Genomic DNA, 14094 nt, shown 5'->3' on the forward strand with positions numbered 1-14094 from the left:
CTCCACGGCCCCCGGAAGCCGCTCGGACGCGTAGGTTGTTCGTCGAGCACCGACCTCACGAGCCCACGGAGCAGCATTGGCACGCAAGATCGGCAGCCGGTACACGGTCCACCAGGTGATCGGCCGCGGCTCGGCCGGCACGGTGTGGCTCGGCGAGGGCCCGGACGGGCCGGTGGCCGTGAAGCTGCTGCGCGAGGACCTGGCCGCCGACCAGGTCCTGGTCGGCCGCTTCGTCCAGGAGCGCACCGCCCTGACCTGCCTCGACCACCCGCGGGTGGTCGGGGTGCACGACATGGTGGTGGACGGCAGCGACCTCGCCCTGGTGATGGACCTGGTGCAGGGCACCGACCTGCGCACCCGGCTGGAGCACGACGGCGTGCTCGCCCCGCTGGTCGCCGCCTCGGTGATCGCCGACGTCGCCGACGGCCTGGCCGCCGCGCACGCCGCCGGCATCGTGCACCGCGACGTCAAGCCGGAGAACGTGCTGCTCGACCTGGCCGCCCCGCCCGGACCCGGCGGCGCCCCGCGGGCCAAGCTCACCGACTTCGGCATCGCCCGCCTGGTCGACGCCCCCCGCCGCACCCGGGCCACCCGGATCATCGGCACTCCCGACTACCTCGCCCCCGAGATCATCGAGGGCCTGGAGCCGCGGGCCGCCGTCGACATCTACGCCCTCGCCACCGTGCTGTACGAGCTGCTCACCGGCACCACCCCGTTCGGCGGCGGCCACACCGGCGCGGTGCTGCGCCGGCACGTCACCGAGAACGTCCCCCCGGTCGAGGGGATGCCGGACGGCCTGTGGCGGATCATCTCCGAATGCCTGGCCAAGGCCCCCGCCTCCCGGCTGCGGGCCTCCGAGCTGGCCTCCCGGCTGCGCCTGCTGCTGCCCGAACTGGCCGGCGTCGGCCCGCTCGCGGTGCCCGCCCAGCGGACCGCCACCGAGGAGGCGCCCACCCCCGGCGAGGCCGTCTACGCCGAGGCGGACGCCGGCCGCGGCACCCACCGCCGCCGACGCGGCCCCGCCGTCCCGCTGGTGCCCGGGCCCACCCCCGACTCCACCCGCGACACCCACACCAGCCTGCGCCGCCCGTCCGCCGGGGAGCTCGCCTCCTACGCTGAGGAGTCCCGCGCCCAGCGCACCCAGCCCGCGCCCGGCGCCCACCGGCGCACCCGGGCGCAGCAGATCCGCCGGCGCCGCACGCTGGCCGTGCTGATCGCCGTGATCCTGCTGCTCGCGGGGGCCGCCGCCGCCTGGACGGCGTTCGCCGCCGAGCCCCCCGCGCACGCCGCGGGCGCCCTGTCCGGCGCCTGGCACCCCCGGTTGTAGCCGAGCCCCCCCGGCGAACCATTACCCTTGTGGGCGTGGCAGCCGTCGATCCTTCCGAAGAGCTCAAGAACCTCGATTCGACCATGGCGTCGATCGAGGCCGTCCTCGACCTGGACAAGATCCGGGCCGACATCGCGACCCTGGAGGAGGAGGCAGCCGCCCCCAGCCTGTGGGACGACGTCGCGAACGCGCAGAAGATCACCAGTCGGCTCTCCTTCCTGCAGGGCGAACTGCGCAAGGTGGAGTCCCTGCGCGGCCGGGTCGAAGACCTGGGCGTCCTGTTCGAGCTCGCCGAGGCCGAGGACGACGCGGACACCCGCGTCGAGGCCGAGCACGAACTGGAGGCCGTCAAGAAGGCCGTCGAGGAGCTGGAGGTGCGCACGCTGCTCTCCGGCGAGTACGACGCCCGTGAGGCCCTCGTCAACATCCGTGCCGAGGCGGGCGGCGTGGACGCCGCCGACTTCGCCGAGCAGCTGATGCGCATGTACCTGCGCTGGGCCGAGCGGCACGGCTACCCGACCGAGGTCTACGACACCTCGTACGCCGAAGAGGCCGGCATCAAGTCCGCGACCTTCACCGTCAAGGCCCCCTACGCCTACGGCACCCTCTCCGTCGAGCAGGGCACCCACCGCCTGGTGCGCATCTCCCCGTTCGACAACCAGGGCCGCCGGCAGACCTCCTTCGCCGGCGTCGAGGTGCTCCCCGTCGTCGAGCAGTCCGACCACGTCGACATCGACGAGGGCGACCTGCGCATCGACGTGTACCGCGCCTCCGGCCCCGGTGGCCAGGGCGTCAACACCACCGACTCGGCGGTCCGCATCACCCACATCCCCACCGGCGTGGTGGTCTCCTGCCAGAACGAGCGCTCGCAGATCCAGAACAAGGCCTCGGCGATGAACGTCCTCCAGGCCAAGCTGCTGGAGCGGCGCCGCCAGGAGGAGCGCGCCGCGATGGACGCGCTCAAGGACAGCGGAAGCTCCTGGGGCAACCAGATGCGCTCCTACGTCCTGCACCCGTACCAGATGGTCAAGGACCTGCGCACCGAGCACGAGGTCGGCAACCCGCAGGGCGTGCTGGACGGCGACATCGACGGCTTCATCGAAGCGGGCATCCGCTGGCGCAAGCAGCGCGAGAGCTGAAACCGGCAGTAGTGAGCCGAAGCCGGTAGTCACCGGCACGAAGAAGGGCCCCACCGCCTCGGCGGTGGGGCCCTTCCCGTCGAACGGTCCCGGGGGTCAGCGCATCAGCAGTGCCAGCGCGAGCACCGCGGCGCACAGGACGGCCAGCAGCACCGTCGGGTTGAGGGTGGCGAACGGCCCGTGCTGCTCCTGCTGGAGCCGGGCGCGGTTGGCGCGACACACCGGGCAGCGGCCGTCGATGACGCGGCCGTTGCAGTTGGCGCACACCAGTTGGTCGCAGGTCATGCGTGTCCTCCTTGCTGCAGAGCCAACGTGCCGGAGGCGGCTTCGGTTCCGACTCTCCTACCACTCTGCCAGGTTCCGGACACCTGGGCCCCCGGAGGGGAAGGGTCGGCGGGCTGTGACGTAGCTCGCAATTCCGGGTCCGAACCGGAACCGAAGCACACGGAATCCCGATCGGTAGCCGTGCGGTTACTGCGGGTACGCGAGGACGTCGCGTAAGGTCACTGGCTCCGATCCACCTAGGATGGCCCCCGTGATGCAGCCGTGATCAGATTCGACAACGTCTCCAAGACCTATCCCAAGCAGAACCGTCCGGCCCTGGACAACGTCTCGCTGGAGATCGAGAAGGGCGAGTTCGTCTTCCTGGTCGGCTCGTCCGGTTCGGGCAAGTCGACGTTCCTGCGCCTGTGCCTGCGCGAGGAGCGCCCGTCCACCGGCGCGGTGCACGTGCTCGGCAAGGACCTGGGCAAGCTCTCCAACTGGAAGGTGCCGCACATGCGGCGCCAACTGGGCACGGTCTTCCAGGACTTCCGCCTGCTGCCGAACAAGACCGTGGGGCAGAACGTGGCGTTCGCCCTGGAGGTCATCGGCAAGCCGAAGAGCGCCATCAACAAGGTGGTGCCCGAGGTGCTCGACCTGGTCGGCCTCGGCGGCAAGGAGGAGCGGATGCCCGGCGAGCTGTCCGGCGGTGAGCAGCAGCGCGTGGCGATCGCCCGCGCGTTCGTGAACCGGCCGATGCTGCTGATCGCCGACGAGCCGACCGGCAACCTCGACCCGCAGAACTCGGTCGGCATCATGAAGCTGCTGGACCGGATCAACCGGACCGGCACCACCGTGCTGATGGCCACTCACGACCAGGCGATCGTCGACCAGATGCGCAAGCGCGTCATCGAGCTCGACAAGGGCCTGCTGGTTCGCGACCAGGCCCGCGGCGTCTACGGCTACCAGAGCTAGAAGAGAGAAGCATGCGCGCCCAGTTCGTTCTGTCGGAGATCGGCGTCGGTCTCCGCCGCAACCTGACCATGACGATCGCCGTCGTGGTCAGCGTCGCGCTCTCGCTCGCCCTCGCCGGTGCCTCGCTGTTGGTCCGCGACCAGGTCAACTCCATGAAGGACTACTGGTACGACAAGGTCGAGGTCAGCATCTACTTCTGCGCGAAGGCGGACCACAACTCGCCCCAGTGCGCGGCCGGAGCGGCCACCGACGACCAGATCAAGCAGGTCAAGGCCGATCTGGACAAGCTGACGCCGCTGGTGCAGAGCGCCACCTTCGAGAGCCCGCAGGAGGCGTACCAGCACTTCAAGCAGTCCAACCCGGACAACCCGCTGCTCGCGGCGGTCGGTGCGGACGCGCTGCCGGCGTCCTGGCGGGTCAAGCTCAGCGACCCGACCAAGTACGACGTGATCCAGAGCGCCTTCGCCGGCAAGCCCGGCGTGAAGTCGGTCGAGGACCAGCGCAAGATCCTGGAGAACCTGTTCGGCCTGCTGCGCGGCCTGCAGACCGCGGCGTTCGTGATCATGGCGCTGATGCTCTGCGTGGCGCTGCTGCTGATCGTCAACACCGTCCGCGTCTCGGCGTTCAGCCGACGGCGTGAGACCGGCATCATGCGACTGGTCGGCGCGTCCAACTTCTACGTGCAGATGCCGTTCATCGCGGAGGCCGCGTTCGCGGCGCTGCTCGGCGCGGGGCTGGCCTCGCTGCTGCTGGTGGGCGGGCACTTCTTCATCCACGGGTGGCTGGCGAAGAAGGTGCTGTTCATCAACTTCATCGGCCTGTCCTCGGTGTTGGCGGTCATTCCGCTGCTGGTGGTGGTCGGCATGGCGATGGCCGGCATCGCGGCGTTCTTCACCCTCCGCAAGTACCTGAAGGTCTGACGGTCCGTCGGCGGACCCGGCGGGTGGCCCTACACTCGCCGGTATGCCGACAGGACCGCGTGTACGCCAGGGGATGACCCTCGGCCTGGTGTTCGGCGCCGTGCTGTTCGCCGGAGCCGCTTCCGGGGCCTGGGGCGAGCCGATCGGTTCGCCCCGGGCCCCGTCGTCGTCCGACGGGGCCCGCGGCGCCGACCTGTCCGGGGTCGACCTGAGCCCGCAGGAGGCCCGGCAGTTGGTCGGCGCCAGCGGCGACCGGTGGGCGGCCTACCTCAGCCCGCAGCAGTACCGGGACTTCACCGGCGGCCGCTACCCGGGCATCGGCCTGTCCCTGGACCGCGCCGCCGACGGCCCCACCGAGGTGGCCGAGGTGCTGCCCGGCTCGCCCGCCGCCCGGGCCGGGATCACCGCCGGCGAGAAGCTGGTCAGCGTGGACGGCGTCCCGGCCGACCGGCTGCCCGTGACCGAGGTGGTGTCCCGGCTGCGCGGCGGCCCGGCCGGCAGCGCGGTCGCGGTCGGCGTGCAGGGCGGCGACGGGCCGGTCCGCGAACTCAGCCTGACCCGGGCCGAACTGGCCGCCCGTGAGGTCGAGTCCGACCGTCCCCGCCCCGGGGTGGCCCGGATCGCCGTGCACGCCTTCACCGAGGGCGTGGCCGACCAGGTGCGCGCCGCCGCGGCCGGCGCCCGCGGCGTGGTGCTGGACCTGCGCGGCAACTCCGGCGGCCTGGTCGAGGAGGCCGTCGGCGTCGCCTCGGCGTTCCTCGACGGCGGCCCGGTGGCCAGCTACCAGGCGCACGGCGAGCGCCGCGAACTGACCGCCGCCCCGGGCGGCGACACCGCGGTCCCGCTGGTGGTGCTCGTCGACGGCGGCACCATGAGCGCCGCCGAGCTGCTGGCCGGCGCCCTGCAGGACCGCTCCCGGGCCGTCCTGGTCGGCGGGCGCACCTTCGGCAAGGGCACCGTCCAGCAGCCCAGCCGGCTCGCCGACGGTTCGGTGGTCGAGCTCACCGTCGGCCGCTACCAGACCCCGGCCGGCCGCTCCCCGGACGGCACCGGCGTCCAGCCCGACGTTCCCGCCCCCGCCGGCGACGACGACGGGACGGACGCCCTGGCGCTGAGGGTGCTGGAGGGACTGAGTCCGACCGGCGCGCCGTAAAGGGGCTGCCGAGGCCGCCCCCGAGGTGCGAGAATGACGGAGCTATGGCAAAGGAAACGGGCAAGAAGCTGGTCGCGCAGAACAAGAAGGCGCGGCACGAGTACACCATCCTCGACACCTACGAGTGCGGCATGGTGCTCACCGGAACCGAGGTCAAGTCGCTCCGCGAGGGCCGGGCCAACCTGGTCGACGGCTACGCGTACATCCAGGGCGGCGAGGCCTGGATCGACAACGTCTTCATCCCCGAGTACACCCAGGGCACCTGGACCAACCACTCGGCCCGCCGCAAGCGAAAGCTGCTGCTGCACAAGATGGAGATCCGCAAGCTCGAGTCCAAGGCCAAGGACACCGGCCACACGCTGGTCCCGCTGTCCCTGTACTTCAAGGACGGCCGCGCCAAGCTCGAAATCGCCCTCGCCGTCGGCAAGAAGCTCTACGACAAGCGGCAGACCCTGCGCGAGCGCCAGGACCGCCGCGAGTCCGACCGCGCGGTGGCCGCGGCCCGCCGGCGGCAGGGCTGACCCCGCCGCCGGGGAACGGCTGAACCGGAGTCAGGTAAACAGTACCTCCCGGTTGTACGCGGACAGTTGGCGCGACCGTACGATCTGTGCGTGGAGATCTCACTGCTCAGCGGCTGGTTGCCCTGGACCTTGCGGATACTGGCCCTGGTGGCGGTCGCGGCGGCGCTGGCCCGCATCAGCCCGTTCTGGCTGCGCCGCAGACTGCCCTGGGTGGTCGGCGGTTCGATCGGCCTGACGGCGCTGACCGCGCTGCTGGTCGCCCTGGTCGGCGGCGTCGACGACCCGCTGCCGTTCGGCCTGTGGTTCTGGCTGTGCTGCGCCCTGCTCGGGCTCGGCGGCCTGGCGGCGGGCATCCGCAACTCCAGCTGGTGGAACCTGGCCGCGGTGCCGGTGGCGGCCGGGCTGTCGCTGCTGTGCGCCGCCAACTCGCTGAACATCTCCACCGGTTACTACCCGAGCGTGGACGCCGCCGTGGGCGACCTGTCGGGCGCCCCGGTGCCCCAGCAGATGAGCCTGGACGAGGCCCGCAACACCGTCGGCAAGGCGACCGAGGGCCGGGTCGTCCAGGTCGACATCCCCGCCGAGCCGAGCGGCTTCAAGCACCGCCGCGAGCTGGTCTACCTGCCGCCGGCCTGGTTCCGCAGCAAGGTGCGGCCCAAGCTGCCGGTGCTGGAGATGATCGGCGGCCAGTACGCCGCCCCCGACAACTGGATCCGGGCCGGCGAGGCGATCAAGACCGCCGACGAGTTCGCCGCCGCGCACAACGGCTTCGCCCCGATCCTGGTGATGGTCGACGCCACCGGAAGCTTCAAGACCGACACCGAGTGCGTCAACGGCGCCCACGGCAAGGCCGAGGACCACCTGGTCAAGGACATCCCGCAGTACATGGAGAAGACCTTCGACACCGCCACCGGGCCGCGTTCCTGGGGCGTGATCGGCTGGTCGATGGGCGGCACCTGCGCCGTCGACCTGGCCGTGGTCCACCCCGACGTGTTCGGCCGGTTCGTCGACATCTCCGGCGACGACGGCCCCAACGTCGGCAGCAAGCAGGTCACCATCGCCCAGCTGTACGGCGGCGACACGGCCGCCTGGGAGGCGCACGACCCGGCGACGGTGCTCGGCAAGGCCAAGAAGGGCGTCTACCAGAACTCCAGCGGCCTGTTCGTGGTCGGCGACCAGGAGACCGAGAAGCACCTCACGGCCGCGCAGAACCTCGACAAGGCCGCGAAGGCCGCCGGCCTGACCACCGAGGTGCGGGTCCGCCCCGGCAAGCACGACTGGCAGCTCGGCTCCCTGGCCTTCAAGGAGTCGCTGCCCTGGCTGGCCAAGGAGTTCGGCCTGCCGGGCGTCACCGGCTGACCGGCGGCACTGTCGCAGCTTCGTCACCGTCCGCCGGGCGGTCCGCACCGGGGCCGCCCGGACGCCTACCATCCCGGAGTGGACATCTCGCTTCTGGACGGCTGGTTCCCGTGGACGGTGCGGGCGCTCGCCGTCGCCGCGCTGCTGGCCGTGATCGGCCGCCGTGAGCGCACCTGGTGGCAGCGGCGGCTGCCGGTGGCGGTCGCCGCGGCGGCCGGCACGGCGGCGCTGCTGGCGGTCGGGGTGCTGGAACTGTCCGGGATCACCGACCCGCTGCCGACCGCGCTGTGGATCTGGCTGGGCGTGGCGCTGCTGGCCGTCCTGGCCGTGGCGCTGGGCCGCCGCGGGGCCCGCTGGTGGCACTGGGCGGCGGCGCCCGTCGCGGTGCTGCTGGCGGTGCTGGCCGGCGCGAACACGCTGAACGCGGAGACCGGCTACTACCCGACGCTGGGCGACGCGGTCGGCGAGCTCTCCGGCTCCCCGGTGCCCGACCAGATGAGCCTGGACCAGGCCCTGCGCACCACCGGCCGCACCGGCACCGGCCGGGTGGTCGCGGTGGACGTCCCCGCCGACCCGAGCGGCTTCGCGCACCGGCAGGAGCTGGTGTACCTGCCGCCGGCCTGGTTCCGCAGCAAGACCCGGCCCAAGCTGCCGGTGGTGGAGATGGTCGGCGGCGAGTTCGCCGCCCCCGACAACTGGGTGCGGGCCGGCAACGCGGTGAAGACCGCCGACCAGTACGCGGCCAAGCACAACGGCTTCTCCCCGGTGCTGGTGTTCGCGGACGCCACCGGCGGCTTCAAGGTCGACACCGAGTGCGTGGACGGCCCCGCCGGGAACGCCGCCGACCACCTGGTCAAGGACCTGCCGAAGTACGTCGAGAAGACCTTCAACGCGTCCGCCGACCCGAAGAAGTGGGCGATGGCCGGGTGGTCGATGGGCGGCACCTGCGCGATCACCCTGACCGCCGCGCACCCCGAGGTGTTCGGCCACTTCCTGGACATCTCCGGCGACCTCGGCCCGTACATCGGCGACAAGCAGCAGACCATCGCGAAGCTGTACGGCGGCGACGCCGCCGCCTGGGCCGCCTACGACCCGCAGACCGTGCTGGCCGCGCACCGCGGCAAGTACCGGGGCGTGACCGGGATGTTCGACGTCGGCGACCAGGAGAGCGGGCAGCTCGCGCACGCCAAGCAGCTGGAGGCGGCGGCCGGGAAGGCCGGGCTGGCCACCCACCTGAGCGTCGAGCCCGGACGCCACGCCTGGCAGTTCGCCGCGGGCGCGTTCGAACGCCAGCTGCCGTGGCTGGCCCAGCAGTTGGGCACCCCGGGGACGGTCGGGAAGAACCCGCCGGCCGCCGCCGGTTAATGCGCTGGACCCTTGACGCGCTGCCCGAGTACTATGGCAGCGCATCACCCGGAGGGCTCGTCCCGTCGGTGCTGTTTGTCAAATCAACATGGGGATGATCGGTTTCGACAGTGGTAGTCGAAACAGGAGAAGCGAGCCGAGGAACGCGGCAATGATCTCGTTAACCATCTGTCGCAAAAAAATAATCGCCAACTCTAAGCGCGATTCCCAGCAGTTCGCTCTCGCTGCCTGATCAGCGAAAGTGAATGGGTGTCAGCCCGGGGCGTTCCCGACCCGGATCCTGGCATAATCTAGGGAACTCAACCTTCCACCCCGGCCGCGGGGGTGGCGGGGAAACCAAACAGTGGCTGGGCCTGTTGGCGGCTTGTCCGCGTGACCGCCAGGGCCGAGAAACTCACAGCGGACTGCGCTCGGAGAAGTCCTGAATCCGCTCCACTGGACCCGGGTTCGATTCCCGGCATCTCCACCACCCCATGTGCATCGCAGAGCCGTCCTCCGCCCGGAGGGCGGCTCTCGTGCGTTCCGGAACGCGCGGTCCGGCCCCGGCCGCCCGCACGTTCCGGGGCGGGGGACCTCGTCGGCGGAACAGTTCATCCCTTAAGATCGTCCGTCCGCCTTTTTCTCCGCACCTCTGGGGGCTCCTTGGGCGCGCACGGCTCTGCCGAGCACCACACCGACACTGTCCGCGACCGCGAGATCGCGGGGGAGCAGCAGCATCTCGACACCGTCTACCAACGGCTCGAGGAGAAGCTCGCCGAGGCGGAGTACATCCTGGAGGACGCCGCGAAGCGCGTGCAGGTGGGCACACCCGGCGCGCTCGCCGAGCGTGACGCCCAGGTGTACCGCGCCGGCGCGCACCTGCAGCGACTCAACAACGAGTTCGAGGACTTCCTCTTCGGGCGCATCGACCTCCAGCAGGCCGACGCGCCCGAGGAACACGGGATCCCCTCGCAGACACCGATGGACCCGGCCGACCCGGCGGTCGCCGAGAGCCTGCACATCGGCCGGCTCGGCGTGCTCGACGCAGAGTTCGGCCCGCTGGTGATCGACTGGCGGGCCCCCGCGGCCGCGCCGTTCTACCGGGCCACACCGCTGGAGCCGGGCCGGGTGATCCGCCGCCGGGTGATCCGGTCCAAGGGCCGCAAGGTCATCGGCGTCGAGGACGACCTGCTGCGTCCCGACCTGACCCCGACGCTGGACGGCGAGGAACTCGCCGTGGTCGGCGACGGCGCGCTGATGGCGACGCTGGGCCGGGCCCGCGGCCACACGATGCGGGACATCGTCTCGTCCATCCAGAAGGAGCAGGACGAGGTGATCCGGGCCGCCGCGGCCGGCGCCACCCTGGTCACCGGCGGCCCCGGCACCGGCAAGACCGCCGTCGCCCTGCACCGCGCCGCGTTCCTGCTCTACCAGGATCGCCGGCGCTACGCGGGCGGCATCCTGGTGGTCAGCCCGACGGCGCTGCTGGTCTCCTACACCGAGGGCGTGCTGCCCTCGCTGGGCGAGGAGGGCCAGGTGGCGATCCGCGCGGTCGGCAGCCTGGTCGACGGCATCGAGGCCGGCCGCTACGACACCCCCGAGACGGCCCGGATCAAGGGCTCCTCGCGGATGGTGCAGCTGCTGCGCCGGGCCGCCCGCGCGGCCCTGGAACTGGGCGCGCCGACCGAGCTGAAGGTGTTCGCCCGCGGCCGGGCGCTGCGGCTGGACGCCGGCCGGCTGAAGACCGTGCGCGGCAACGTGGTCGGCGGCGGCGGCACCCCGCTGAACCTGCTGCGCCCGCGCGCCCGCCGCCTGCTGCTGGACGCGCTCTGGTCGGAGGCGGTCCGCGACCTGCCGAAGCCGGTCAGCCACGGCGAGCGCGAGCAGCGCCAGGAGGAGCGCGAGTCCTTCGACGAGTACGTGTCCGACGAGGCGGTGTTCCTGGACTTCCTGGACGCCTGGTGGCCGGCCGTCACCCCGCGCCGGGTGCTGGCCACGCTGCGCCAGCACCGGCACACCAACCGGATCGCCCGCCGGGCCGTCACCCCGGAGGAGTCCCGGCTGCTCGCGGCGTCCTGGCGGCACCTGGACGACCGGGGCGCCGGCGACCTGTCGGCGCACGACGTGGCGCTGGTCGACGAACTGCAGGTGCTGCTCGGCGAGCCGGCCCGTCCGAAGGTCCGCGAGGTCGACGCGATGGACCTGCTGACCGGCCTGGACGAAGTCACCACCTACGGCGAGCGGGCCTACGGGCGGCGCGAGCGTGAGCGGGTCCCGGAGGAGCGCCGCGAGTACGCGCACGTCATCGTCGACGAGGCGCAGGACCTCACGCCGATGCAGTGGCGGATGATCGGCCGCCGCTCCCGGATGGCGACCTGGACGATCGTCGGCGACCCCGCGCAGTCGTCCTGGCCGTTCCCCGAGGAGGCCCAGGCGGCGATGGACGAGGTGCTGGCGGGCAAGCCGCGCCGCCGGCACACGCTGACGGTCAACTACCGCAACCCGGCGGAGATCGCCGAGGTGGCGGCGAAGGTGCTGGCGCTGGCCGCGCCCGGCACCCCGTCGCCGAGCGCGGTCCGGGCGACCGGCGCGCACCCGCGGTTCGCGGCGGTCCGGGACACCGACGCGGCGTCCTTCGGCAAGGCCGCCCGGGCCGAGCTGGAGCGGCTGCTGGCCGAGGTCGACGGCACCGTCGCGATCGTCGTCCCGATGGACCGCCGGGCGGAGGCCGCGGGCTGGGCCGAGGGCCTGGGCGAGCGGGTGGTGGCGCTGGGCAGCCTGGAGGCGAAGGGCCTGGAGTACGACGCCACCGTGGTCGCCGACCCGACCGGCATCGCGGGCGAGTCGGAGGCGGGCCTGCGGGTGCTGTACGTGGCGCTGACCCGCGCCACCCAGCGGCTGACGGTGCTGTCCGGCCCGGACGACCTGCCGGATGCCGCCGGAGTCCCCGCCCTGCTGAAGTAGGGGCAAGCGCGAAGGCCCCCCACCTGGAGGTGGGGGGCCTTCGTCAAGCAGAACACCGACCCGCCATGCTCGCCTCGCGGCAAGTGGTCCCTCGAAGGGACGAAGGTTGGGCCCGGGGGCTTGGATCGAGCCGGTGCCGTTCCAATGTAACGCATCCGGGCCCACGGGCAAGGAGGCCGCCGGTCGGGGCCGGGCCGGTTTGTCGGATCCGCACACTCAATGAACGTTATTTCTGGCTGACCGCCGGTAGGTGCGACGATCGATACCTAGCATGCTGCGCGATTACCAGGCCGTACACGGTCTGCTGATTCTAGGAAGAAGGACGTCGATGGCGACGGTGCCCAGTGTCTCGAACTCGATCACGGTCCGGTTGGAGGTGCCGGCCACCGGCAACGCGGTGAGCTCCATCACCACCGCGGTCGAGTCCTCCGGCGGCTCGGTCACCGGCCTCGACGTCACCGCCTCCGGCCTGGAGGCGCTGCGCATCGACGTCACCGTGGCGGCGTCCTCGGTGGCGCACGGCCAGGAGATCGTCGAGAAGCTCCGCGCGATCGACGGCGTCACCATCGGGAAGGTCTCCGACCGCACGTTCCTGATGCACCTCGGCGGCAAGATCGAGATGTCCTCCAAGCTGCCGATCCGCAACCGTGACGACCTCAGCATGATCTACACCCCGGGCGTGGCCCGGGTGTGCATGGCGATCGCGGAGAACCCGGAGGACGCCCGCCGCCTGACCATCAAGCGCAACTCGGTCGCGGTGGTCACCGACGGCTCGGCGGTGCTGGGCCTGGGCAACATCGGCCCGAAGGCCGCGCTGCCGGTGATGGAGGGCAAGGCGGCGCTGTTCAAGCGCTTCGCCGGCATCGACGCGTGGCCGCTCTGCCTGGACACCCAGGACGCCGACGAGATCGTGGCGATCGTCAAGGCCATCGCCCCGGGCTTCGCCGGCATCAACCTGGAGGACATCTCCGCGCCGCGCTGCTTCGAGATCGAGGCCCGGCTGCGCGAGGCGCTGGACATCCCGGTCTTCCACGACGACCAGCACGGCACCGCGATCGTGGTGCTGGCCGCGCTGACCAACGCGCTGAAGGTGGTCGGCAAGGAGATCGGCGAGATCCGGGTCGTGATGAGCGGCGCCGGCGCCGCGGGCACCGCGATCCTCAAGCTGCTGATGGCCGCGGGCGTCTCGCACGCCACCGTGGCGGACGTGCAGGGCGTGGTCCACCTGGGCCGCGAGGACCTGAACGACAACCTGCGCTGGATCGCCGAGAACACCAACCGCTCCGGCCGCACCGGCACCCTCAAGGAGGCGGTGGCCGACGCCGACGTGTTCATCGGCGTCTCCGCCCCGAACGTGCTGGACGGCGACGACCTGGCCACCATGGCCAAGGACGCGATCGTCTTCGCGCTGGCCAACCCCGACCCGGAGGTCGACCCGGCGGTTGCCCGGCAGACCGCCGCGGTGGTCGCCACCGGCCGCAGCGACTTCCCCAACCAGATCAACAACGTGCTGGTCTTCCCGGGTGTCTTCCGCGGCCTGCTGGACGCCCAGTCCAGCAGCGTCGACACCGAGATGATGCTGGCCGCCGCCCGTGCGCTGGCCACCACCGTCACCGACGACGAGCTGAACCCGAACTACATCATCCCCAGCGTCTTCCACCCGGGCGTCGCCAAGACCGTCGCCTCGGCCGTCCGGGACGCCGCCGTGGCGGCCCGTGGCGACGCGGAGACGGCCCCGTCGAAGCCCACCCCGGGCATCGTCGGAACGCTCGACACCGCCGCGTTCCCGGCCGTTCAGCTCTGAGTCGGCGAGCGCCCGGCGCGTTCGTCGCACCCCGATTGCGGCGAACGTGCCGGATCCCTTGCGACACAAGGGAAAGGGGCGTGTTTGGGCTTGTCGGTGCCAGGGCGTACGGTAGCCCTGCGACGGGGTGGCGTGTCCGACAAGTACGGAACGTCCCTTGTTGCGCAACGGCGTGTCGTCCCGGCCGCCGCCCGCCCCGGCCACCCCGGAGCCGACGGAGCGTCACACCTCTGTCCGGTGGGCGCTGTTCGGGTCAACCACGCCGGTGCCCGATTGGCTTTCTCAGTGCCGGTCGGGGCAGGATTCGTACCCAGGCGGGCAGTTTGC

At 71.8% G+C, this 14094-nt stretch carries 11 protein-coding genes and 1 other RNA gene; 11 read left to right on the forward strand and 1 reads right to left on the reverse strand.

The features are described from left to right. Window positions 1–76: 76 nt before the first annotated feature. Window positions 77–1327, forward strand: coding sequence for a serine/threonine-protein kinase (locus CG736_RS25750; protein WP_100588576.1), 1251 nt, complete (start codon window positions 77–79; stop codon window positions 1325–1327). Between the two features lie 35 nt (window positions 1328–1362). Next, a complete protein-coding gene (gene prfB, locus CG736_RS25755; RefSeq protein WP_100588712.1) occupies window positions 1363–2466 on the forward strand; it encodes a peptide chain release factor 2 in 1104 nt (367 codons plus the stop codon). Between the two features lie 96 nt (window positions 2467–2562). Here prfB and CG736_RS25760 read toward each other — a convergent pair whose 3' ends face one another. After that, window positions 2563–2751, reverse strand: coding sequence for a hypothetical protein (locus tag CG736_RS25760; RefSeq protein ID WP_043914202.1), 189 nt, complete (start codon window positions 2749–2751; stop codon window positions 2563–2565). 261 nt (window positions 2752–3012) lie between these two features. On the opposite strand from CG736_RS25760, the gene ftsE reads away from it, so the two are divergent. The 9 genes from ftsE (at window position 3013) to CG736_RS25805 (ending at window position 13767) form a co-directional block, all read left to right on the forward strand. Then, window positions 3013–3702 (forward strand): cell division ATP-binding protein FtsE, encoded by a 690-nt coding sequence (gene ftsE / locus CG736_RS25765; RefSeq protein ID WP_033253741.1) that lies wholly within the window; start codon window positions 3013–3015, stop codon window positions 3700–3702. Window positions 3703–3713: 11 nt separating this feature from the next. Then, window positions 3714–4622: a permease-like cell division protein FtsX gene (gene ftsX, locus CG736_RS25770; RefSeq protein ID WP_100588577.1), complete on the forward strand. Its 909-nt coding sequence runs from the start codon at window positions 3714–3716 to the stop codon at window positions 4620–4622. Window positions 4623–4665: 43 nt separating this feature from the next. Then, complete coding sequence (locus tag CG736_RS25775) at window positions 4666–5775, forward strand: S41 family peptidase (RefSeq protein ID WP_198520614.1); 1110 nt, start codon at window positions 4666–4668, stop codon at window positions 5773–5775. Between the two features lie 44 nt (window positions 5776–5819). Next, window positions 5820–6296, forward strand: a complete 477-nt coding sequence (gene smpB, locus CG736_RS25780; RefSeq protein ID WP_043914198.1) for an SsrA-binding protein SmpB — start codon at window positions 5820–5822, stop codon at window positions 6294–6296. A 90-nt stretch (window positions 6297–6386) separates the two neighbouring features. Next, a complete protein-coding gene (locus CG736_RS25785) occupies window positions 6387–7655 on the forward strand; it encodes an alpha/beta hydrolase family protein (RefSeq protein ID WP_100588579.1) in 1269 nt (422 codons plus the stop codon). A gap of 78 nt (window positions 7656–7733) precedes the next feature. Continuing rightward, window positions 7734–9020: an alpha/beta hydrolase family protein gene (locus CG736_RS25790; RefSeq protein ID WP_198520615.1), complete on the forward strand. Its 1287-nt coding sequence runs from the start codon at window positions 7734–7736 to the stop codon at window positions 9018–9020. 90 nt (window positions 9021–9110) lie between these two features. Continuing rightward, window positions 9111–9489, forward strand: a transfer-messenger RNA (tmRNA) gene (gene ssrA, locus CG736_RS25795). 173 nt (window positions 9490–9662) lie between these two features. Then, the gene (locus tag CG736_RS25800; RefSeq protein WP_100588580.1) at window positions 9663–11963 is read left to right on the forward strand and encodes a UvrD-helicase domain-containing protein; all 2301 of its coding nucleotides are present in this window, start codon (window positions 9663–9665) and stop codon (window positions 11961–11963) included. A 328-nt stretch (window positions 11964–12291) separates the two neighbouring features. After that, window positions 12292–13767, forward strand: coding sequence for an NAD-dependent malic enzyme (locus CG736_RS25805; protein WP_100588581.1), 1476 nt, complete (start codon window positions 12292–12294; stop codon window positions 13765–13767). Window positions 13768–14094: the final 327 nt, after the last annotated feature.

It is taken from the genome of Kitasatospora sp. CB02891 (assembly GCF_002803145.1).
Taxonomy (GTDB): domain Bacteria; phylum Actinomycetota; class Actinomycetes; order Streptomycetales; family Streptomycetaceae; genus Kitasatospora; species Kitasatospora griseola.